The organism is Massilia psychrophila, from assembly GCF_002760665.1.
GTDB lineage: Bacteria > Pseudomonadota > Gammaproteobacteria > Burkholderiales > Burkholderiaceae_D > JAFCUW01.
The window spans coordinates 20,147-42,190 of sequence record NZ_PDOB01000016.1; the positions used below are offsets into that span (position 1 = coordinate 20,147).

Genomic DNA, 22,044 nt, shown 5'->3' on the forward strand with positions numbered 1-22,044 from the left:
AGTTGTTACAACTACCGTGCCACGTCTTCCAGCAGGCGGTCATATTCCGTCTTTGCCACCTTGTAGCACTCCCCCGCGTACTGCTCGAGACCTTGACGGTCGATGACGGTGATATTGCCGCGGCGGTATTGGATCAAGCCATCGTCCTGCAGCTTGCCGGCTGCCGCGGTGATCGATTCGCGCCGCACGCCCAGCATGATCGAAATCAGTTCCTGGGTCACCTTCAATTCGTTCGATGGCGAACGGTCGAGGCGGTCGAGCAGCCAGCGGCACAGTTTCTGCTCGATCGAGCTGTGGCGTCCGCCGACCGCGTTTTGCGCCATCTGGGCGAACAGCGCGTTGGTATAGCGCATCAGTAACTGGGGCAGGGCGCCGCCCTGGTTGAAGGCATCACGCAAAAACTGGGTCTTGAGACGGTAGCCGTAACCAGCGCTCTGCACGACGGCACTGCACATGGCGCGCTCGCCCATAAACAGCGACATGCCGACGACGCCTTCATGGCCGATTACCGCGATTTCTGTGGTGGCACCATCTTCCATCACATATAACAAGGAAACAATGGCGGTGGTTGGGAAGTACACGTTCTCGAGCTTGCTACCGTATTCGAACAATTCCTTGCCAAACGGCAGGGGAACCAGTTCGAGGTGTTCGAACAGCGTCTCCAGGTCGTGGCGCGGCAAGGCGGCCAGCAATTCATTCTGCTGAGTACCGCTGTAACTGACGATGGGTTTGGACGCAACTTTTAATTCCCGTGCGTTGCCAGGAATTTGATTTACCGTTTGCGCTTTTTGCGTGGTAACAAGTTGAGTGCTATTCATATTTATCCTCATTATCTCTATGCATCAGGAGCGTGGCGGCTTGTTGTACGGGTGCCGATTCGCGATGTGTGAAGATTAATGGTTTCGTCTGTTGGCGAACATAAGATTAGCAGTCGCCCCCGTGTAGGCCCGATGCATAGAGATTTGTAGGTCTAGTCCTACTGGGAGCATTTGCCCAATTTCCAAGGGTTTTCCTCGACTCGAACCAAAACACCGCATAATGGACAATTTCTTGCAACCGGGGTTCACCCACATGCATGTATTACTGGTCGAAGACGATGCCGTCCTGGTAGACGGTCTCTGCCGAATTCTGGAAGGCCACGGCATGCGTGTCGAAGTGCTCGGCAATGGCAGCGTGGCCGACCAGGTGCTGCAGCATTCCGAGGCGGCAGTCGCCGTGATCGATATCGGCCTGCCCGGCATCGACGGCTTCGAAGTGGTGCGCCGCCTGCGCGCGCGTGGCAGCGCCATGCCAGTGCTGCTGCTGACGGCGCGCGATGCCGTTGAAGACCGTGTGCGCGGGCTCGAGATCGGCGCTGACGACTACCTGGTCAAGCCGTTTGCTACCGCCGAGCTGGTGGCGCGCGTTCGGGCGCTCGCGCGCCGCAACACCCCCAAACCGACCGTTCTCAGCCTGGGCGACCTGACACTCGACAGCGCGTCCAAGCGCGCCCGCATCAGGGAGCGCGTGATCGAGCTGTCGGTGCGCGAATGGGCGGTGCTCGAATACCTGCTCGCCAACGGCGGGCGGGTGGTGTCGAAGCAGCAGATCATCGACGCCATCCTGCCGTGGGGCGACGACCTGACGCAAAACGCGGTGGAAGTCTACGTGTCGCGCCTGCGCCTGAAGATCGACGACGCCGGCGTCGCCATCCGCACCATCCGCGGCTTCGGCTACATGCTCGAACGGGCAGCGTGACCGGTAAATGATCACTTCATGACCAGTATCCGTGTACGCCTGCTGAAATGGCTGATCGGACCGATCCTGCTGGTCAACCTGGCCGGCGCCAGCCTGATTTATTTGCTGGCGTGGAGTCCGGTCCAGCTGGCCTTCGACCAAAGCCTCGGCGACGCCGCGGCCAGCCTGTTGGCGCGGCTGCACGGCGCGGCCGGACCGGGTGGCCGGACCGGCATCGATTTGCCGCCGCAGGCCGAGCGGGCGCTGCGCGCCGATCCGGTCGACGCCGTCTATTTTGCAGTGCGCGATGGCAGCGCGGGCACCCGCTTGCTGGCCGGCGACGCCGACTTCCCGCCGCTGCGCCCCGGCGCCGGCGCCTACGACGCGCTCATGCGGGGCGAGCCGGTGCGGGTGATGGCGCTAAAAGTCGACAGCACCCCTGGCGGCGCCGTCGCCGGTGTCGCCAAGACGCTGCGCAAGCGGCGCCAGGTGGGTGGCGACACGGTGCGCGCGATGCTGCTGCTCGAAGCCCTGTTTACCTTGATATTGGCCGGCCTGGTGTGGTTTTCGGTGACCGGCGCCCTGCAGCCTTTGGCGCGGCTGCGCGCTAACCTGAACGCGCGCGACGGCGACGACCTGGCGCCTATCGGCGAGCACGACGTGCCGTACGAACTGGCGCCGGTGGTGCGCGCGTTCGACGACCTGCTGGTCAAGCTGCAGGCCGGCGGGCAAGCCCGGCATGACTTTCTCGCCAATGTCGCGCACCAGCTGCGCACGCCGCTGGCCGGTATCAAGCTGCAACTCGAATGGCTGGCGGCGCGCCATCCGGGCGACGCCGGCAGCGGCCACTCGATCGGCCTGATGCTGCAATCGAACGAACGGATGATCCGCCAGACCAACCAGCTGCTGGCACTGGCGCGCGCCGAGCCCAGCCACTTTGAAAAAACCCGCCTTGAAACGCTCGACCTGGGGGCGCTGGTGGCCGAGTCGATCCAGCATTTCGTCGACCAGGCCCTCAGGAAAGGCATCGACCTCGGTTTCGAGCTGGCGCCGCTTGCCATCGCCGGCGACCGTTTCCTGCTGCGCGACCTGATCGACAACCTGGTCGACAACGCGCTGCGCTACACGGCGGCCGGTGGCGCGGTGACGGTGCGCTGCCTGCACGACGGCCAGTTCGGCGTACTCGAGGTTGAGGATTCCGGTCCCGGCATCGCCAGCGCCGAGCGCGAACGGGTTTTCAACCGCTTTGTGCGGCTCGACGACAAGACCACCGGCAGCGGACTCGGGCTGGCGATCGTGCGCGACATCGCGCTGGCGCACCGTGCCCGCATCACGGTCGATGCCGGCAAGGATGGCAGCGGCGCGCTGTTCCGGGTGCGCTTTCTGGCCTGAGCGCGGCCGCGGCAACCAAAAAACCATGCGCGGCAGTGCCGGCATGGTTTTTTGGACAGTCCGGGAGCCGTTGTTTCGAACATGACCCGGTCAGCGTGACCCGTTCATTCCCCCGACACGTACGTGTAGGCCCGTTTGCGCTTGGGCTGGTTGGTTGGGCGGATCCGCTGCGGGCTGATCGCCACGCTGGTGCCGGCTGCCGAGGCGCCGCCTTTTTGCACCGCGCCGATCACCACCGACACCGACTTGCCGTCGATCGGTACGCCTGACGCCAACACCGGCGAAGGGGGCAGACCGCCACCGACAAAGACCGACGAGCGCCCGCCACCACAGGCGCCGGCGACATTGATCGCACCCGAAGCGTTGAACAGGTTGACCCAGTAGCCGCGGGCCTGGCCGAGCGAGCTGGAACAGGTGCCGGCGCTTGGGGCAATCGGCCGGTTGGTGCTGAAGGTCACCATGCCGCTGGCGATCAGCGCCGAAGTGACCACCTGTTCGCCCTGGCCGTACTGGTTCAGGTCCATGAACCAGCCGGACAGGTTCGAAGCCGGCAGCACCGGCGTGGTGGTGCAACTGCTTGCGGCGGTGTAGTTTTCCATCGTGTCCATGTCCGTCGCCAGCGTCAGCGCGGGCGCCGACAGGTCGTCTTTGTAGACATAGAAGCGGTTGACCACGTCGGCATACGGGTATTGCGACTGCAAAGGATGTTCGCGGTCGCCGCTGCCGAGGGCGACGTAGACCTTGCCCTGGGCCGCCAGCAGCGCCGGCGCGAACAGGAACTTGCGTCCGCCGCCGGTGGTGTAGGCAATCTTGCGGAAACTCCATTCCGCAGCTGTGCCTGCTTCCTTGGTGAGTGCGCTCTTGATAAAACTGATCCGGTATACGCCGCCGCCGGTGTCGGCCGCATAGGCGTAGTCGGGCTTGCCGTCATTGTCGATGTCGACCAGCGCGACGTCGGCGGCGACGGCGCGATCGGTGGCGAAGCTGCGCAGTACGGCGCCGGTTTCACCGTCGAGCACATAAATCATGCCGCCCTTGCGGCCGCTGCAGGCAGGCGTACTGCTGTTGGCATCCTCGCAGGCATCGTAGCCGCCGCCGACCACCACCACCGGCTTGCCCGGGTAGCCGCGCAGGAAGGCGACGTTGGGGGTCGACCAGGTCTGGCCGATGTCGCTCATGCCGGTGGTGCAGCCGGTATCGTTACCGAGATTGGGGCAGCCGGCTTTCCACATGAAACGCGGCAGCGCCGGATTGGTGGCGTCGATGCCGTAGATCATGCGCCCGCCGCGCCGCATGCTCGGATAGATCCACACCTGCGAACTGTCGGCGTTCTGGTAGAGACCGGTCGAGCCGTCGAAAAAATAGTCTTTTGGAGCCGGCGGCGGCGAAATCGCGTCGGACAGTCCCGGGTAGTTCACCAGCGGGCTGTTGGTTTTGAGCCGCGCGAGCCGCCCGAAAAACTCGGGGGCGACGAACGACCAGCGTTCGACCCCGGTTTCGGCATTCACCGCGTGCAATGTGCCGTCGTTGGCGCCGTAATACACCGTCACCCCACGTGTGCCGCCGTAGTTGACCGGGAGCGGGCGCGAGTGGATCACGTCGCCGTGGATCGATGGCCGGGCCGAGGTGAGATCGCCCGTGCCTTTCTCGTTGTTGACGTCTTCGCCGCGGATGAACTTGACCACGCTGGCGTCGAGTCCCGAACTGGCGGTGTCGAAGCTGGTGAAGCTGGTGCCGCTCAGCGTGATCATGTTGCGATTGACCGCGTGGCTAATGCTGGCGCCGCTGGCGCCGCCGACGTTACCTTGGCGCAGCACCTGGGCGGCGGCGCCTTTTTCCACCAGCGGGCCGTCCGGCGCATCCGAATACCTGCTGACGGCAACCTTAGGGCCGGTCGGGTTGGCTGGATTGGTAATCACGCCTAGCGTACAAGTGCCGGCCGGATCGGGATTGAGTCCCATCCCGCCCCAGTAGCTGCCGCTGTCGCCGCTCCAGTAACTCTGGGCGCACGGGGTGACGAAGCCGGTCAGCGTGTTGACCGCGATTTTGCCTTCGACGTCGCCGAGTTCGATGTTGGCGCCGGCGGAAACCAGTTGATAACGCTTGAGGTTGCCGAACCAGCGCGGTTTGGCATCGGCGTCGGGCCGGAACATGCCGATGAACACCTGGTTTTCGTTCTGCGAGCGGTTCGTTGCGTTGACCGGCAGGCTGGTCGAGGCAAAGCTGGTGTTGACCGCCTGGATCTCTACAATGATCTGCTTGATCGCGTCGACAATCGCCTGTTCGTTCTTGGCGGCGAAGTACTTGCCGCCGCCGGCCTTGGCCATGCTCATCAGGAGCGACGTCTGGGTCGCGTCCGGCTGGGCGTTGTAGACGTCGATGGTATAGGTCGTCACCGGTGGCCGGATGGTGGTGCCGGGCACCGGGATACCCTTGTCATGCATCAGGCGCGCCCACTCGTCGGCGTTGCGCGGCGCGGTGTCGGTGCTGCTGGTGCCGGTCGGCACGTTGGTCAGCACGGTGTTGGTGCCGATCACGTTGTAGACGCTGGTGTCGGCCGGGCAGCTATCCATCGACGTGGCGGTCGGCGCATTGCCGTAGCTGCAGCTGATATTGGTACCGGTGCACGACGCGGCAAAATCGGTGGTGCTGGCCGGCGGCGATGCATAGCATTGTTCCGTCTTGCCGAGCAGGTTGGTGGCGGTGGAGGCCGGCGTGCCACCGCTGCCAGTGGTGACGGTGGTCGGCACTGCGCGCTGGTTGATGGTGAACTGGCGCTTCGGTGTAGAGGTCTGGGTGACGGTGACTTTTTTGCGCTGCCCGTTGCAGCCGGTGGCGTCGGTGCTCAACACGCCGGCATAGGTGCAGCTGTTATTGGCTGGGCAGGTCAGGCCGCCGCGGTCAGTGGAGGTGCCTGGGGTCCAGTTGTTGTTGCCGGTGCCGACCCCGCTGTAGCAGGCGTTGGTCGGGGCGCTAGAGCTGACCGGGCTGTTGCTGCCGATCGCGGCGCCGACCGTATACGTACAGGCATAGGTCGTGTTGCCGCTGCTGGCCGGGCAGTTCAAGCTGCCGTGGTCGCTTGCCGGCACCTCGGTGGCGGCGTTGTAATAGCCGGTGCTCGGGGCGCTGGTGATGACTGCAGTGCCGGTGCTGCTGGTGCCGCCGCTGGCCGGCGTGAACGCCGACTGCACCACGGAATAGGTGCGGGTGCCGGCCGGGCAGGCAATCGGGCCACCGTTGACCGCCGCCGGGCCGATCTTGCAGCCATCGGTATAGGTGGCGCAGTCGGCGGCGAACGGGGTGATGCCGGCGCTGGCGGCGGCCGGGGTGGCGTAACAGGCGCCGGTAACGCCGACGGTGCTGTCGGTGGCCACGCTCTGGCTGCTGAAGTTGGGCAGACCGAGCTGGGTGACCGGCAGCAGCGCCCCTGTGGCCGAGCGGTTGTTGGTCAGCGCGGTTAGCGCGGCGGTGTTGGCCGCGCTGTCGGCGGAGGGACCGCTGGAATTCGGGTTGCCGATGAAAATGACGAAGCTGCGCCCGCACGTATTGTCGGCCGTCAACGGGCTGGCAAAGCGGGCAAAGGCGCTGGTGTAGCCGGCGGGGTCGGCCTTGCTGGCGACGACCGCGCTGGGATTGAGCGAATTTTCACCGGCAAAATAATTGTAGGCGTCGTACATCAGGTTGCCGTACGGCGTATTCGAGTTGCGCTTCTCGTCCGGGCTGTTGACGTTGTTGTAAATGGTCGTGAGCTGGTTGTTGAACGCGGTCTTGTTGGCCGCCGCCATCGGTTTCACCGCCGAGCGGATGAACCCGCCGTCCTGGTTGGCGTTGCCGCCGGTGACGAACTCCATCAGGCCGAGGTTGACGGTGCTGTCGAGGTCCTGCAGTACGGTCTTGATGGCGTGCGCCTCGGATTGCCCCTGGGAGTCGCCGTTCGGCCATTTCTGGCTCTGGCGCGACCAGTTCGACGTGTTGTCGAGCACGATCAGGATGCGCGGGTTGATCGCCGCGCCGGCCGAAGCGCCGGTGAAGATGTCGATGTCGTCGGCCGCTGCCATGATTGGCGTGCCCCCCAGGCTGGCGCACAGCGACAGCGCCATCAGTTTCGAGCCGGTGCTGCGTTTCATGGCGTTCTCTTTCACGGACATTTTCACGGAAAAATCAATGGCAATTGGTGGCGACGTCGTCTTTCGCCACGCGTACCGCGATGCCCTGGGTGACGGTGACCGCTGCCTGGGTGGTGGGGTCGGTGGCCACGGCCGTCACCTCCCAGATGCTGTTGGCGCACTCCGAATTGCCCGTCACGGCGCCGGCGACGCCAAAGATCTGCGGGGTGCCGATGGTGCAGCCGGCGTCATCGTCGATGGTGACATCCAGTTCGGTGCTCTTGATCGACTGCGCCTTGACGCAGCTTGGGGGCGGGGTCAACGCCACCGTCACATCGGACCTGCCGTCGCCGTTGGTGTCGATGCAGCGCTGGTTGGGGGCGCCGCATGAATCGGCCAGCACATTGTTCGGGGTTTCAAAAAATCGCGTGCTGCTGATGGTTTCCTCGATCACTTCGCGCGCCGCGGCGATCGCTTCATCGCGCTGCTGCATGTTGCTGACCACTTGAAGGTTCGATTTGCTGACGTTGAAGCTGGTCAACGCGAGCAGGGTCAGCAGCACCAGCATGATCAGCGCAACGACCAGCGTGACGCCTTGTTGGCGGTGCAGCATCTTCATGGCAGCTTTCTTCCGGCCGGATTGGGCAGGTTGACGACTGCCTGGAACACGTGCCGCTTGTAATGGTCACCGGCTGCCGCCACCGTGTTGGCGCCCAGCTGATAAGACTTGGTGTCGGTATAGCCCTGGCTCGGCGTGTGGTTGCGCGCCAGGAGGTAAAGCTTGACCGCCACCGTGTTGCGCCAGTTGCCGGGCGTCTCGGGGGCGGCCCCGTAGACGTCGGGGACACCGTCGCTGCCGGTGTCGATGCCATAGTCGATCTGCAGGTTCTCGATCCCTTCGACCAGCGGCACGACGGTCATGCCGAGCGCGCCGGCGACAGTGCCCAGCTCGGCGCGTTTGAGGGTCGGGATGCCGTCGCCGGGATTGCCGTTGTTGGCGACGAAATAAATATGTGTCTCGTAGACCCTCGTCGGCGCCGGTGTGCCGCTGCCGGCGGTCTGGGTGCAGTCGCGCCTGTGGCGCGTCATCCCCCCGGTCGTCAGGGCGAGCGCGTAATGGTCGTTGACGTCGCCCGAATCGAGCTCGTTGGGGTTGTTACACAACGACGCCTGGAAGAACGGGCCGCCGGCGCTGGCCGGCTCGCAATTGCCCTCGCCCACAACGCAGGTGCGGGTATGGCGCACCACCAGCACGTCGGTGCCGGCCCGCACGTCGTCGATGCAGCCCGGCACGTTGGCGGTGCCAACGTTGTCGACCCCTTGCACGTGCAGTGGCAGCGCTCCCTTCAGTGCCGCTACCGTCAGCGCGCAGGGATCTGGCAGCGCCGCCGGCGTGTCAATCGCCTGCGGATCGAACTCGCCATAGAAGCCGGCGTTGCGCAGGTCGCCCGTCATTAACGAGACGGCGAAGCGGCCGTTCTCGACCTGGCGGTTGGCCTTCTCGATTTCGCCCTGGGCGCGGGTGTTGTTGACGAACAGGGTGGTCATGCCGGCCAGGATCATCAGCCCAAGGGTGACGGAGATCATCAGTTCGGCCAGCGTGAAGCCGCGCTGGGTACGCCAGGCGCGCGGCCGGAGTCGGTGAATGTGCATGGGGCGGCAGCTCGGTTAGATGCAGTTGGGCAGGCCGACCGCGACGCGCACCGAAATGGCGCGGCGGTTGGTATCGGCGCCGTAGGCGTCGCGCCCGCAGGCGAAGGCCGGCGCGATGGTCGGATGCATGCCTTGCCAGGCCACTGTCACCAGGTAGATGGCGTGGCGGCAGACGCCGGGGCTGTCGTCCTTGGCCTGGACCTGCGACACGCAGCCGCGCGCGCCGATCATGGCGCCGATCATGGCGCCCGCCTTTACCTCCGACGCGCCCTTCAGGGCGGCGCTCCACTCGCACAAGTCGCGCGTGCTGCCGGCGGCGACGCTGCCGCAGTCAAGCGGCAGCGCGTCGCCGGTGCCAAGCGCGGTGGTCGTAAGGTAGGCGTTGGCCTGGCCGGAATTGCCACTGATGCGCGACTGCAGGTCTTCCAGCAGCAGCACGGCCTGGGCGCGCTGATACGCTTCGATCGACCCAACCTGGGCCTTGGCCTGGAAAGCGGCGATGCCGAGCAGGCCGAAGGCCACCAGCACCATGGTGATCAGCACTTCGAGCAGCGAAGTGCCGCGCTGGCGGGGGAGGGTGAGGATGGTCATGGTGCCGCGCAAGCTGTCGCGGTCTGGAACGGCCGCCCGCTCAGGTCGATCTTGATGCAGCGCGCCGTCGTGTCGCCGGCGGCAAGCTCAAAAGAAGGCAGGGTGGCGCCCTTGAGGCGGCCGTTGGCCAGGTACACCACGCTGGCCGGGCCGCTCACGGTGAGCGCTGTCAGCGGCCCATGGTCGTCCAGCAGGTTGCCGGTATCGGCCGGATTCGGGATGTGCCAGCCGCCCTGCCAGCCGGTACTGGCCGGGGTCAGCGACACTTCCGTGTTGCGCTTGATAGCTTCGCTGCGCGTCCGCGTCAGCGCGGTAAACAAGTCGCTGGCGGCGCCCTTGGTGCGTTGCGCGGCGATCATGCTGCCGAACGACGGCGCCGCCATCGCACTGAGCACAGCGATAATGGCCAGCACCGCCATCAACTCGGGCAGCGTAAAACCGGCGGCGCGGCGCGCGCTTACCATGTCGAAGTCGGCAATTTGGTGCCGGCGCTGTCGATGGAAAGCACGCCGTCGGCGGCCTGGCTGGTGCCTGCGACAGGCGTGGCGGTGATGGTGTAGGTTGGCGGCGGGCCATCGACGACGGCGATGCTGATGGTGTACCTGGCCGACACTTCGGCAGGCGGCACCATGCCCAGCGTCGTCGGGGTGGCTGCATAGCCACGGCTGTCGGCCAGGTACTGGCTCTGGGCCAGCGCCATTGCCAGCATCTGGGCCTGGGCAGCGGCGCGGTGACCCCTGGCCAGGTAGTTCCCGTACGCCGGATAGGCGACTGCGGCCAGGATGCCGACAATGGCCACCGTCACCATGAGTTCGATCAGGCTGAAGCCAGCGGCCCGGCGCGCTGCGGCATACGGCATGCTGGTGCGGATCATGAGAGCCTCTCGGTTGGATGCACTGCGGGAATGTTGCCCAGTATAAATGAATATGCTTTCATTTCCCTGAAGAAATGCTGACAAACCGCTGACAAAGTCGTTCCAAATGCAAATTCCGGCATCAAAGCCCAGTCCGCTTTGTCCAATCAGTTCACACAATCGACGCAACACTCGGTAAAATCGAGGGTTTTTCGCAATCTGCCACCCTACGGCCTAGACTATGTCCATCGAACAAGCGTTACCGACTTCCGACCACCTTGACAGCAGCGATAGCGGCGAAGTCGCCGCCGGCAAGCTGCCTGCCGTGATTGCCCGTGAAGTGGCGCGCCGCCGCACTTTCGGCATCATTTCCCACCCGGATGCGGGCAAGACCACGCTGACCGAAAAGTTGTTGCTGTTTTCGGGCGCGATCCAGATGGCTGGCACCGTCAAGGCCAGGAAGAGCGGGCGTCACGCGACGTCCGACTGGATGGAAATCGAGAAGCAGCGCGGCATTTCCGTGGCCAGCTCGGTGATGCAGTTCGAACACCGCGACCACGTCATCAACCTGCTCGACACGCCGGGCCACCAGGACTTTTCGGAAGACACCTACCGGGTCCTGACCGCGGTCGACTCGGCGCTGATGGTGATCGACGCGGCCAAGGGCGTCGAGGCGCAGACCATCAAGCTGCTGGCCGTTTGCCGCATGCGCAACACGCCGATCGTCACCTTCATGAACAAGATGGACCGCGAAACGCGCGATCCGCTCGAACTGCTCGACGAACTAGAATCGGTGCTGAAAATCGAGTGCGCGCCGGTGACCTGGCCGATCGGCATGGGCAAAAATTTTCGCGGCGTGTACCATCTGCTGCGCGACGAGATCATGCTGTTCAAGGCAGGCGAGGAAAAGGCCGACGGCGCCTTCGAGATCGTCAAGGGCATCGACAACCCGCGCCTGGCCGCGATGTTCCCGCTCGAGATCGAGCAGCTGAAAAACGAAGTGGAGCTGGTGCACGGCGCCTCGCATCCGTTCGACCTCGAACGCTTCCTGGCCGGCATCCAGACCCCGGTGTTTTTCGGCTCGGCGATCAACAACTTCGGCGTGCGCGAAATCCTGTCCGCGCTGGTCGACTGGGCGCCGGCCCCGCGCGAGCGCGACGCCACGGTGCGCGTGGTGGCGCCGAACGAGCAGCCGTTCACCGGCTTCGTCTTCAAGATCCAGGCCAATATGGACCCGGCCCACCGCGACCGCATCGCTTTTCTGCGCGTGTGCTCGGGGCGCTTCGAGCGCGGCATGAAGGTCAAGCACCTGCGCCTCGGGCGCGAAATCAAGGTGTCATCGGTGGTGACGTTCATGGCGTCGTCGCGCGAGCAGGTCGAGGAAGCCTTCGCCGGCGACATCATCGGCCTGCCGAACCACGGCAACATGCAGATCGGCGACAGCTTCTCGGAAGGCGAGATGCTGACGTTTACCGGCATTCCGTATTTTGCGCCAGACTTCTTCCGCTCGGTGCGGATCCGTAACCCGCTGAAAATCAAGCAGCTCCACAAAGGCCTGCAACAGCTCGGCGAAGAAGGCGCGGTGCAGGTGTTCAAGCCGGTGCAGGGCGGCGAACTGATCCTGGGCGCGGTCGGCGTGCTGCAGTTCGAAGTCGTCGCCAGCCGGTTGCTGAACGAATACGGCGTCGACGCCGTATTTGAGGGTGCGAGCATCAGCAGCGCGCGCTGGGTCAGCGGCGACGACAAGCGGGTGCTGGCCGATTTCGAAGCGGCGCTCGGCCACAACGTCGCCTACGACGCGGCCGGCAACCTAGCCTACCTCGCCACCTCCAACGTCAACCTGCGCCTGACCGAAGAGCGCTGGCCGAAGCTGACATTCCACGCCACCCGCGAGCACGCCGCCAAGCTGGGGTAATTCGACTAGGTCCGACCTAGCAGGTAGGCGTCCACCGTGGCGCCGATCCAACACGCAATTATCACCGTTGCGGCCACCGTCGCCAGCGTCGATCCGCCTTGCTGCTCGAGGCGGGCCGCCATCGCCACCGGGTCGGCGCTCATCGTGCCGGCCATGATCTGTCCGGCAATCTCGGTGGCCTGCTCCATCGCGTCGTTCAGGAACACCACCACCAACACCAGGGTAGGCACCAGGAACAGGCAGGCGCGCGCGCCGCGCTTGAGATAGAGGTGGCCGGCACCGGGGAATACCAGTGCCGAAATCAATGCCGCTTTGACCGAACGATTCATTCGACTCCTTTTTTTGTATGGACCTGCAGTTTGCGCGGGCGCAAGTCGCGGCAGCACCGTCGGGGTAAATTCTCCCATGCGCTTAGGCAATAAATTCGCAATAGATGTGTAATAGGCGCACCCCGGCTGGCAGCGCGGTTTCAATCATACCCGCCGGCGCGAACGATCATCGATTCGTGAGGAAGCTCCGTGACAGTCCTGTCGAAAATCACCCACCTGCTGCGGACCGGCGAGAGCGCCCTCGATGCCAGCGTTTCCAAGCTCGCAAACCGGCTCTCCACCATGCTTGCGCGACTGCGCATCGGCCCCAAACTTCTGCTCGCGCCCGCAATCGTGCTGTTGCTGCTGATCGTGCTTTCCTGTGGCGCCTACTATGCCATGGTGCGCCAGAACCAGTCGCTCGAAGTCATCGTGCAGCAGCGCGCGGCGCACTTGCGCGACACCGCCGCGCTGGTCGCCTCGGCCCATCAGGCACACACCGAGATGTACCAGCTGCTGACCTGGATCAGTGCCAGTTTTTCAAGGGCGCGGGTCGATGCGCTGGCGGCCGACATTCATCAACGCCACGCCGCCATCAAGCAGCGCTTCGCCAGCCTGGCCGGGCTGAGCGCTGCCGGCAGCGCAGAGCGGCGTTTCATCGCGCAGGCCGCGAGCGCGCATGCCACCTACGTCAAGGCCATTCTCGACGTGATCGAGCTGTCGCAGGCCGACCATTCCACCAGCGCCAGCGCGATGTCGAAAGCCGAGCGGGAATTCGAGGTGGTGTCGGCGCGCCTGGGCCAGCTGTCGCGCCTCGAGCAGGAACTGAGCGAGCAGGCGTCAAACGCCGCCGCCGCCGACTTCCACGCCATCTCTATCCTGATGCCGCTGGTGATCGCGCTGTCGATCGTGCTGTCGCTGGCAGTCACGATGGCGGTGCGGCGGGCGCTGCTGCGCGAAATAACCGGCATCGGCGAGGCCGCCGTCGGCCTGGCCAACGGCAACCTGATGGTCGGCGCCCGCAAATACGGCAACGATGAAATTGCCGACACCTCGCGCGTGCTCGACACCAGCATTCGCAACCTGAATGCCACCCTCAAGGGCATCCTGGCGTCGGCCCGCTCGATCGACACCGCCTCGCGCGAGATGGCGATCGGGAACGCCGACCTGTCGTCGCGCACCGAGGCGCAGGCCAGTTCGCTGCTGCAGGCCGCCTGCACGATGGAGCAGATGACGACGGTGATCAGCCAGACCGCCAGCAACGCGCAAGCGGCCAACCGGCTAGCCGAGAACGCGTCGAGCGTGGCGCTGCGCGGCAGCGGTACGGTCGAACGCCTGGTGGCATTGATGACGTCGATCCGCAGCAGTTCAAGCAAAGTGGTCGACATCACCACCCTGATCGACAGCATCGCCAGCCAGACCGGCGTGCTGGCGCTCAATGCCGCGGTCGAAGCGGCGCACGCCGGCCAGCACGGGGCCGGCTTTGCGGTGGCGGCGTCGCAAGTGCGGATGCTGGCGCGGCAAACGGCCACGGCCGCGCGCGCGATCCGCGAGTTGATCGCCCAGGCGGTTGCCGACATCGACGGCGGCAGCGCGTCGGTGCTCGAAGCCGGCCACAGCATGACCGACCTGGCCACCTCGGTGCAAAAGGTGGGCGACATCATCAGCGCGATCAGTTACGCCAGCGCCGAGCAGGCCAGCGGGATCTTCGAGGTCAGCCAGGCGATTGTCCAGATGGACCAGATGACGCAAAAAAATTCGGCGCTGGTGACGGACGCGGCGGCCGCCGCCGAAAGGCTCCAGCGGCAAGCCGCCGGCCTGGCGCGCGCGGTGGCCGGCTTCAACCTGGACGAAGCGGCACTGCTGCCGCTGGCGCCGCTGCGCCACCGCGCCAGCGGACGCAAGAACCACTTGCGGCTGGCGTCGAGGCGGGCCTAGCCACCGGCCAAATTCACTCGTAGTCGCTGATCGGCGCGCAGCCGCAGAACAGGTTGCGATCGCCATAGACGTTGTCGGCGCGCCCGACCGGCGGCCAGTACTTCTGGCGCCTGAGCGAGGCGACCGGGAAGGCCGCCACTTCACGGCTGTACTTGTGCTGCCAGTCGTCGGCCATCACCACCTCTGCCGTGTGCGGTGCCCCTTTGAGCGGGTTGTCCATACGGTCGTATTCGCCGCGCCCGACCTTGACGATCTCGGCGTGGATGGCGATCATCGCATCGATGAAGCGGTCGATCTCGATTTTCGATTCGCTTTCGGTCGGCTCGATCATCAAGGTGCCGGGCACCGGGAAGCTCATGGTCGGCGCGTGGAAGCCGAAGTCCATCAGGCGCTTGGCAACGTCTTCGTTGCTGATGCCGGTGGCGTCGGTCAGCGCGCGCAGGTCGAGGATGCACTCGTGCGCGACCAGGCCGTCGTGGCCCGAGTACAGCACCGGATAGTGCGGCGCCAGCCGGTGTGCGACGTAGTTGGCGTTCAGGATCGCCACTTCGGTCGCCGCGGTGAGGCCGGCGCCGCCCATCATCGCGATGTACATCCACGAAATCGGCAGAATCGAGGCCGAGCCGAACGGCGCCGCGCTGACCGCGCCGATGCCGGCGTCGTCGCGCATGTAGCCGCTCGAGCGCTGGTTCGGCAGGAACTTTGCCAGGTGCGCGCCGACGCCGATCGGGCCGACGCCGGGGCCGCCGCCGCCGTGCGGAATGCAAAATGTCTTGTGCAGGTTCAGGTGGCTGACGTCGCCGCCAAAACTGCCCGGCGCCGCGACGCCGACCAGCGCGTTCATGTTGGCGCCGTCGATGTAGACCTGGCCGCCGTGCGAATGGATGATGGCGCACAGTTCGTCGATGCCCTCCTCGAACACGCCGTGGGTCGACGGGTAGGTCACCATCACGCACGCCAGGTTGGCGCTGTGTTGTTCGGCCTTGGCCCTGAGGTCGGCCAGGTCGACGTTACCGCGCGCATCGCACGCCGTGACGACGACCTGCATGCCGACCATGTTGGCCGAGGCCGGGTTGGTGCCGTGCGCCGACGAGGGAATCAGGCAGATGTTACGGTGGCCTTCGCCGCGCGACTCGTGGTAAGCCTTGATGACGAGCAGACCCGCGTATTCGCCCTGCGAGCCGGCGTTCGGCTGCAGCGACACGGCGGCATAGCCCGTCAGCGCGCACAGCATGTCTTCCAACTGGCCGATCATTTCGCGGTAGCCGACGGTCTGCGCATCCGGCGCGAACGGGTGGATGTTGGAAAACTCCGGCCAGGTCACCGGGATCATTTCCGACGTCGCGTTCAGCTTCATGGTGCATGAGCCGAGCGGGATCATGGTGCGATCCAACGCCAGGTCCTTGTCCGCCAGGCGGCGCAGGTAGCGCAGCATTTCGTGCTCGGCATGGTAGCGCTGGAAGGTCGGGTGGGTCAGGTAGGTGCTGGTGCGCGCCAGCTGCGGTGGGAAAGCGTCGTCGTCGCCGTCGCCGGAGTCAAAGGCGTCGAAATCGACCGTGGCGGCGCCAAAAATCGTGCACAGCAGCGCGATGTCTTCGCGGCTGGTGGTTTCATCCAGCGACACGCCGACGTGGCCGTCATCGACGCGGCGCAGGTTAACGCCGTATTCGACGGCCCTCGCGTGCAGCCCGGTTGCGCGGTCGGTGGCGATCGTCAGCGTGTCGAAGAAGGTCTGGTTGGCCAGCGTGAAGCCGGCCTGCTTCAATGCGCTGGCCAGGATGACGGTAAAACGGTGGGTGCGGTTGGCGATACGCGCCAGGCCGAGCGGTCCGTGGTAGACGGCGTACATCGACGCCATCACCGCCAGCAGCACCTGGGCGGTGCAGATGTTGGAGGTCGCTTTTTCGCGCCGGATGTGCTGCTCGCGCGTCTGCAGCGCCAGGCGGTAGGCCTGGTTGCCCTGGGCATCGATGGTGACGCCGACGAGGCGGCCGGCCATGCTGCGCTTGAACTCGTCGCGGGTGGCGAGGTAGCCGGCGTGCGGTCCGCCGAAACCGAGCGGTACGCCGAAGCGCTGGCTGTTGCCGACGACGACATCGGCGCCCCATTCGCCCGGCGGCGCCAGCACCGTCAGCGCCAGCAGGTCGGCGGCGACGACGACCATGGCGCCGGCCGCATGCAGTTTCTCGCAGGCGGCGCGGTAGTCGCGCACGTCGCCGTTCACGCCGGGGTACTGCAGCAGCACGCCGAAGCATGCAGCGTCGAGCGATTCGACGTCGGCGGCGGCAATGGTGCGCACTTCAACGCCGATGGGTTTGGCGCGCGTCTCGATCACTTCGCGTGTCTGCGGCAGCACGTCGTCGGCGATGTAGAACACGTTCGAGGCGGACTTGCCGACGCGCTGGATCAGCGTCATCGCTTCGGCCGCGGCGGTGCCCTCGTCGAGCATCGACGAGTTGGCGATGCCCATGCCGGTCAGGTCGGTGATCATTTGCTGGAAGTTCAGGATCGCCTCGAGGCGGCCTTGTGAAATCTCAGGCTGGTACGGCGTGTACGCGGTGTACCAGGCCGGGTTCTCGAAGATATTGCGCAGCACGACAGGCGGCGTGATGGTGTTCGCATAGCCCTGGCCGATCATCGACTTCATGATCTTGTTCTTGCCTGCCAGCGCGCGCAATTTGGCCAGCGCCGCCTGCTCCGTCATCGGCTCGTAAAACTGGCCGAGTTCCAGCCGGCTCTTGTTGCGGATGTTCGGCGGTACGATCGCGTCGATCAGCGCCGCGCGCGAAGCGTAGCCGAGGGTCGACAGCATCGCCGCCTGTTCGGTGTCGGTAGGGCCGATGTGGCGCGGGATGAAAGAATCGCGCTGTTCAAGTTGGGTCAGGCTGGTGCGGGTCATGAGGTAGGTGCCAAAAAGTTGCTGGCTGACGGCGCTCGGGAGCGCGGTCAGCCGGTTTCATAAAATGAGGGGCGAGTTTAGTCGGCAGTGGCCTTGCCGTAGGCGTTGGCGTCGAGCAGGCCGTTGATCGCATTCGGGTCGTTTGGCTTCATCTTGAACAGCCACACCGAGAAAGCGTCGGAGTTGATCGATTCGGGCGAGGCGGCAACCGCGTCGTTGACGGCGACGACAAGGCCCGACACCGGCGCATAGATGTCGCTGGCCGCCTTCACCGACTCGACCACGGCAGCGTCGTCGCCGGCGGTGTACGATTTGCCGACTTTCGGCAGTTCGACAAACACGATATCGCCGAGCGCATCCTGGGCGTACTCGGTGATGCCGACGGTCAGGGTGCCATCAAGCTCCAGGCGCACCCATTCGTGGGACTCGGTATATTTCAGGTCGGCTGGGATGTTCATGTATGGCTCCAAGGTAGGTGGGTTCAAATCAGGTGTTCGGTAAACATCAGGCAACCAGGATTTTACCGTTTCGCACGAACGGTAGTTTGACGACGGTGGCGGCGAGCTGCTTGTCGCGAATCTCGACCTTGACCGTGTCGCCGATGGCGACGTCCATCGGCAAGCGTGCCAGCGCGATTGCCTGCTGCATGGTCGGGCTGAAGGTGCCGCTGGTGGTTTCGCCAATCGAGCCGGTGGCACCGACCACTTTCTGGTGGGCCCGCAGCACGCCGCCTTTGTCGATCAGGATCAGGCCGAGGAATTGGTAGCGCTGGCCCATCGCAATGAGGGCAGCCTTGCCGATGAAGTCGCGTTCGGACAGCAGGTCGACTGTCCATGCCAGGCCGGCGTCGAGCGGGTTGACGGTGTCGTCCATGTCCTGGCCATACAGGTTCATGCCTGCCTCGAGGCGCAGCGTGTCGCGCGCGCCGAGACCAGCCGGCTTGACGCCGGCGCTGAGCAAGGCGTTCCACAGTGCTTCGGCCTGCTGCGCCGGGAAAGCCAGCTCAAAACCGTCTTCGCCGGTGTAGCCGGTGCGCGCCACCATCACTTCGCCGAAGGCGGTGTTCGCGACGATGGTTGCGTTGAACGGTTTGAGCGGTTCGGATGCCGCTTGCGCACCCGGCAGCACCTGCCACACCTTGGCGCGGGCGTTCGGGCCCTGCACCGCGATCAGCGCCATCGCCCCGATGCCGTCGCGGCGCTGCGTCACCGTGACGGCGCTGCCGGTGGCGGCGTTCTGCGCGTTGATCCAGTCGATGTCCTTGGCGGCGGTGCCGGCGTTGACTACCAGGCGAAACCGGTCTTCGCTGAAAAAGTAGACGATCAGGTCGTCGATCACGAAGCCGTCAGCGCCCAGCATGCATGAGTACAGGGCTTTGCCCGCCACCTGCAGCTTGTCGACGTTATTGGCCAGCAGGCCGCGCAGGAAAGAGCGGGCGTTGGCGCCGTCGATGTCGATGACGCACATGTGGGAGACGTCGAACATGCCGGCGTCAACGCGCACCGCGTGGTGTTCCTCGATCTGCGAACCGTAATTGACGGGCATGTCCCAGCCGCCGAAGTCGACCATCTTGGCGCCGGCGGCGCGGTGTGCAAAATTGAGCGGAGTCGCTTTAAGCGTCATGGAATCCTCGGGCAAGGTAACAAAGGTAGCAAGGTAAAAATACAAGGGTCGTCAGCCAGCGCCGAACTTGGCGTTGCTGCCAGTCCGATCGATGATTGCGCCCCTCTGTCCTTGATACCTGAGAGATAGCGGATTGACATCCGCCTGCCCCTTCGGTGGGCCGCCGGCTGTGCGCCGCGGCCGCTCTCCAGAGTGTGATCCGGCCGCTTGCGCGCCCGACCCTTGACCGGTCCTTTTGCCTGAGAGTTTTTGGGTGATGCCCCTTCGGCGGCAGCGCGTGGCTGTCCTCTCCCGATCAAGAGTGTGCAGGATATGCCAGCGCAGCCCGGGTGTCAACTTGTCGGCATCGGCGGCGCCCCGCGCGCCCATCGATGCCACGCTGCACGGGTGCGCACGACTGACGCCGATGCGGGGCTTTCTCCACCGCTATTTGTTAGAATGAACAACCACTTTGCGGGTAGACCATGATGGGTGAAGAAAAAGCGAAACATCAGAAGCAAGCCTGGTTCACGTTATCGGGAGACGTCAACAGCGATATGGTGCACCGGGTGTTTGAAGCGGTGTCGTGCATGACCGAAGAAGGCGTCGACACCGCGCACATCCTGGTGCAGTCGAACGGCGGCTATGTCAGCGACGGCCTGTGCTTGTATAACTTCATGGCGCGCTCACCGATCGAGTTCGTCATGTACAACGGCGGGGCAGTGGCCTCGATCGCGGTGATCCTGTTCCTGTCCGGCGGCCCGCGTTACGCCAGCGAGACCGCGCGCTTCATGGTGCACAAGTCGCACGCGACAGCGTCGCCGGGCGCACGGCCCGATGCGCTCAACATCATCGTCGAGGGCCTGCGGGCCGACGACGCGCGCACCGAGGCGATCCTGCGCCGGCATGTCGTGCTCACGCCGGAACAGTGGGCCACTCACCAGTATTCCGACCTGCACCTGACTGCGCGCGACGCCCGGGTTGCCGGCTTGATCACCGACATCGCCGACTTCGTGCCGCCAAAGGGCGCGCACCTGCGCAACGTTTGAGGTCGGCGTTGCCTGCAGCGGTTCCACAACGCGCGGTTAATTTCTCGACGAGTACTTAACTCTCGTCCTTGTCGTCATTCTTGTGGCTCTGGCGTCCGGCTGCCGCGTGCTGCTCGGGCGTGCCGCCACGCGTGCGGCCCGAGCCTGATGCCGATTGTGTGCTGCCGGACGAAGAGCGCGAGCCCGAGCCTGAGCCCGAAGAGCCGAATCCGGAACCTGACGACCCCTGGCCGGACTGCTTGTTCGAACCGCTGTTGCTGTCGCTGTTGTTGTCGTTTTTGTTGTCGTTCTTGTGACTCTGGCGACCGGCTTCGGCGTGCTGCTCCGGGCTGCCGCCCTGTTTGTTACCCTGACCGTTTTTTTGATTCGAGTTCATATTCGTTCCTTTACGAAAGTGTAAAAATGTCGTGTTCGCCGTTGCCATGGAAAAGTTTTTTTCGGTAGCGTTTCGGTGACACGATCATGCAATTTGCACTATTGGACGTGTATAGGAAAATCACTTGAACTCATGTAGGAGGTGCACCTACATTATTGGAATATTTTTGTATTTTTTCGCGGTCAGCTGCTTAAAATTCTTCCCAATCGACGCCCGGTTTGGTCGCACTGCGCTTGCCCCCGGCGGCGGCCATTGGCACCTTGCGCGGTGCCGGTTTGCCAAGATTGTTGGCATTGTTGGAATTGGCGCCGATCCGCTGAATCTGCGCCGCCGGACGGCTGTGTTGCGCGCCCAGCACGAAAGCGCCGATCACCCGGTTCAGGCTGGCGGCGCTCTTGCGCATCGCCGCCGCCGCCGCCGCCGCTTCTTCGACCAGCGCGGCATTTTGGTGCGTTGCCTGGTCCATTGCCGCGATGGCCAAGTTGACCTGCTCGATGCCGGTACTCTGCTCGGCGCTGGCATCGGCGATTTCGCCGATGATGCCGGTGACCCGTTTGACGCTGGTGACGACCTCGTTCATCGTGTTGCCGGCCTTGTCGGCCAGCAGCGTGCCGGCGTTGACTTTTTCGACAGAGTCGTCGATCAGCGCCTTGATTTCCTTGGCGGCGGCGGCCGAGCGCTGCGCCAGATTGCGCACTTCCGATGCCACCACGGCGAAGCCGCGCCCTTGTTCGCCGGCGCGCGCCGCCTCGACGGCCGCGTTCAACGCCAGGATGTTGGTCTGGAATGCAATGCCGTCGATGACGCCGATGATCTCGGCAATCCGCTTCGACGAAGCGTTGATCGACGCCATCGTACCGACCACTTCGGCCACCACCTCGCCGCCCTTGACCGCCACTTCCGAGGCCGACACCGCCAGCTTGCTGGCCTGGTGAGCGTGCTCGGCGTTCTGCTTGACGGTGGAAGTGAGTTGTTCCATCGAAGAGGCGGTCTCTTCCAGCGAAGCGGCCTGCTGCGCGGTGCGCGCCGACAGGTCGATACTGCCGCTCGAAATCTCGGCGGCGCCGGCCGTGATCGATTCGGTGCCCGCGCGCACTTCAACGATCATGCCGACCAGCTTGTCGTTCATCTGCTGCATGGCGCCCAGCAGCAAGCCGGCCGCGCCGCGCGCGCCGGTGTCGGCGCTGGTATCGATCTTGTTGCTCAGGTCGCCGTCGGCAACGCGCCGCGCCACCACCACTGCCTCGTGCATCGGACGCGCCACCTCGGCCGCCAGCCACCGGCACAGCAGCGTGGCGACGGCCAGGCCGAGTGCCAGGAACCCCAGGCTCCAGTTGCATGCGGCGCCGAATTCGGCCAGCGCCAGCTGGCCGGCCGCGCTGTTCGCCTTCTGGCCGGCCTGCAGCGCCAGCTCACTCATGTGGGCAAGCTGCCCCAGCAGCCACGCCGACGCCAGCACGCCCAAGCAGAGCACGATGGCAAAACAGGCAAACAGCTTGGTGCTGGTTTCCAGCTGGCGAATCGATTTCATGGCGAGGTTCCTTCAAGAGGCAATCGGCAATCGCTTATGGTAAGCAATGTGTTGGCGCAAACTATTGCGTCGTATCAACTTTTGGGGCAGGCTCCCGGACCGCCGCCCTCGCACT

The 22,044-nt window shown here is 64.7% G+C and carries 18 protein-coding genes and 2 riboswitches; of the genes, 5 read left to right on the plus strand and 13 right to left on the minus strand.

Annotated features, from left to right (window positions below):
* Positions 1 to 11: 11 nt before the first annotated feature.
* On the minus strand, positions 12 to 818 hold the full coding sequence (locus CR103_RS11725; protein WP_099916166.1) for a Crp/Fnr family transcriptional regulator: 807 nt from the start codon (positions 816 to 818) through the stop codon (positions 12 to 14).
* A 253-nt stretch (positions 819 to 1,071) separates the two neighbouring features.
* Between CR103_RS11725 and CR103_RS11730 the strand changes: the two genes are divergently transcribed.
* Entirely contained in the window at positions 1,072 to 1,737 is a 666-nt protein-coding gene (locus tag CR103_RS11730) for a response regulator transcription factor (RefSeq protein WP_099916229.1), read from the plus strand.
* Between the two features lie 18 nt (positions 1,738 to 1,755).
* Positions 1,756 to 3,108 (plus strand): sensor histidine kinase, encoded by a 1,353-nt coding sequence (locus CR103_RS11735; RefSeq protein ID WP_099916167.1) that lies wholly within the window; start codon positions 1,756 to 1,758, stop codon positions 3,106 to 3,108.
* A gap of 104 nt (positions 3,109 to 3,212) precedes the next feature.
* Here CR103_RS11735 and CR103_RS11740 read toward each other — a convergent pair whose 3' ends face one another.
* Genes CR103_RS11740 through CR103_RS23380 form a run of 6 tightly spaced genes read right to left on the minus strand, consistent with a single transcriptional unit; the run spans position 3,213 to position 10,332 of the window.
* Positions 3,213 to 7,235 (minus strand): PilC/PilY family type IV pilus protein, encoded by a 4,023-nt coding sequence (locus tag CR103_RS11740; RefSeq protein ID WP_143752583.1) that lies wholly within the window; start codon positions 7,233 to 7,235, stop codon positions 3,213 to 3,215.
* Positions 7,236 to 7,269: 34 nt separating this feature from the next.
* Complete coding sequence (locus CR103_RS11745) at positions 7,270 to 7,833, minus strand: PilX N-terminal domain-containing pilus assembly protein (RefSeq protein ID WP_099916169.1); 564 nt, start codon at positions 7,831 to 7,833, stop codon at positions 7,270 to 7,272.
* The gene (locus tag CR103_RS11750; protein ID WP_099916170.1) at positions 7,830 to 8,867 is read right to left on the minus strand and encodes a PilW family protein; all 1,038 of its coding nucleotides are present in this window, start codon (positions 8,865 to 8,867) and stop codon (positions 7,830 to 7,832) included. The genes CR103_RS11745 and CR103_RS11750 overlap by 4 nt, the downstream gene beginning before the upstream one ends.
* 15 nt (positions 8,868 to 8,882) lie before the next feature.
* Positions 8,883 to 9,458 carry a type IV pilus modification PilV family protein gene (locus CR103_RS11755; RefSeq protein ID WP_099916230.1) on the minus strand — a complete coding sequence of 192 codons (576 nt, stop codon included), beginning with the start codon at positions 9,456 to 9,458 and terminating at the stop codon, positions 8,883 to 8,885.
* The gene (locus CR103_RS11760; RefSeq protein ID WP_099916171.1) at positions 9,455 to 9,922 is read right to left on the minus strand and encodes a GspH/FimT family pseudopilin; all 468 of its coding nucleotides are present in this window, start codon (positions 9,920 to 9,922) and stop codon (positions 9,455 to 9,457) included. Before CR103_RS11760 ends, CR103_RS11755 begins: the two co-directional genes overlap by 4 nt.
* Complete coding sequence (locus tag CR103_RS23380; protein WP_307719702.1) at positions 9,916 to 10,332, minus strand: type IV pilin protein; 417 nt, start codon at positions 10,330 to 10,332, stop codon at positions 9,916 to 9,918. The genes CR103_RS11760 and CR103_RS23380 overlap by 7 nt, the downstream gene beginning before the upstream one ends.
* Before the next feature lie 220 nt (positions 10,333 to 10,552).
* Here CR103_RS23380 and CR103_RS11770 point away from each other — a divergent pair, with 220 nt between their 5' ends.
* On the plus strand, positions 10,553 to 12,226 hold the full coding sequence (locus tag CR103_RS11770; protein WP_099916172.1) for a peptide chain release factor 3: 1,674 nt from the start codon (positions 10,553 to 10,555) through the stop codon (positions 12,224 to 12,226).
* Positions 12,227 to 12,231: 5 nt separating this feature from the next.
* Here CR103_RS11770 and CR103_RS11775 read toward each other — a convergent pair whose 3' ends face one another.
* Positions 12,232 to 12,555 carry a DUF6677 family protein gene (locus CR103_RS11775; protein ID WP_099916173.1) on the minus strand — a complete coding sequence of 108 codons (324 nt, stop codon included), beginning with the start codon at positions 12,553 to 12,555 and terminating at the stop codon, positions 12,232 to 12,234.
* A 189-nt stretch (positions 12,556 to 12,744) separates the two neighbouring features.
* Between CR103_RS11775 and CR103_RS11780 the strand changes: the two genes are divergently transcribed.
* Positions 12,745 to 14,472 (plus strand): methyl-accepting chemotaxis protein, encoded by a 1,728-nt coding sequence (locus CR103_RS11780; RefSeq protein ID WP_229443023.1) that lies wholly within the window; start codon positions 12,745 to 12,747, stop codon positions 14,470 to 14,472.
* A 13-nt stretch (positions 14,473 to 14,485) separates the two neighbouring features.
* Here the strand turns inward: CR103_RS11780 and gcvP are convergent, their stop codons facing one another.
* The 3 genes from gcvP to gcvT all read right to left on the minus strand — a co-directional run bounded on the left by gcvP (position 14,486) and on the right by gcvT (position 18,994).
* A complete protein-coding gene (gene gcvP / locus CR103_RS11785) occupies positions 14,486 to 17,371 on the minus strand; it encodes an aminomethyl-transferring glycine dehydrogenase (protein WP_099916174.1) in 2,886 nt (961 codons plus the stop codon).
* A gap of 77 nt (positions 17,372 to 17,448) precedes the next feature.
* A complete protein-coding gene (gene gcvH, locus CR103_RS11790; RefSeq protein WP_099916175.1) occupies positions 17,449 to 17,829 on the minus strand; it encodes a glycine cleavage system protein GcvH in 381 nt (126 codons plus the stop codon).
* Positions 17,830 to 17,875: 46 nt separating this feature from the next.
* Entirely contained in the window at positions 17,876 to 18,994 is a 1,119-nt protein-coding gene (gcvT, locus tag CR103_RS11795; protein WP_099916176.1) for a glycine cleavage system aminomethyltransferase GcvT, read from the minus strand.
* A 95-nt stretch (positions 18,995 to 19,089) separates the two neighbouring features.
* Positions 19,090 to 19,195, minus strand: a riboswitch (glycine riboswitch).
* A gap of 16 nt (positions 19,196 to 19,211) precedes the next feature.
* Positions 19,212 to 19,298: riboswitch (glycine riboswitch) on the minus strand.
* Positions 19,299 to 19,461: 163 nt separating this feature from the next.
* Between gcvT and CR103_RS11800 the strand changes: the two genes are divergently transcribed.
* A complete protein-coding gene (locus tag CR103_RS11800; RefSeq protein ID WP_099916177.1) occupies positions 19,462 to 20,022 on the plus strand; it encodes an ATP-dependent Clp protease proteolytic subunit in 561 nt (186 codons plus the stop codon).
* A gap of 55 nt (positions 20,023 to 20,077) precedes the next feature.
* Here CR103_RS11800 and CR103_RS11805 read toward each other — a convergent pair whose 3' ends face one another.
* The gene (locus tag CR103_RS11805) at positions 20,078 to 20,398 is read right to left on the minus strand and encodes a hypothetical protein (protein ID WP_099916178.1); all 321 of its coding nucleotides are present in this window, start codon (positions 20,396 to 20,398) and stop codon (positions 20,078 to 20,080) included.
* A 190-nt stretch (positions 20,399 to 20,588) separates the two neighbouring features.
* Positions 20,589 to 21,929 (minus strand): methyl-accepting chemotaxis protein, encoded by a 1,341-nt coding sequence (locus tag CR103_RS11810; RefSeq protein ID WP_099916179.1) that lies wholly within the window; start codon positions 21,927 to 21,929, stop codon positions 20,589 to 20,591.
* Positions 21,930 to 22,044 lie beyond the last annotated feature (115 nt).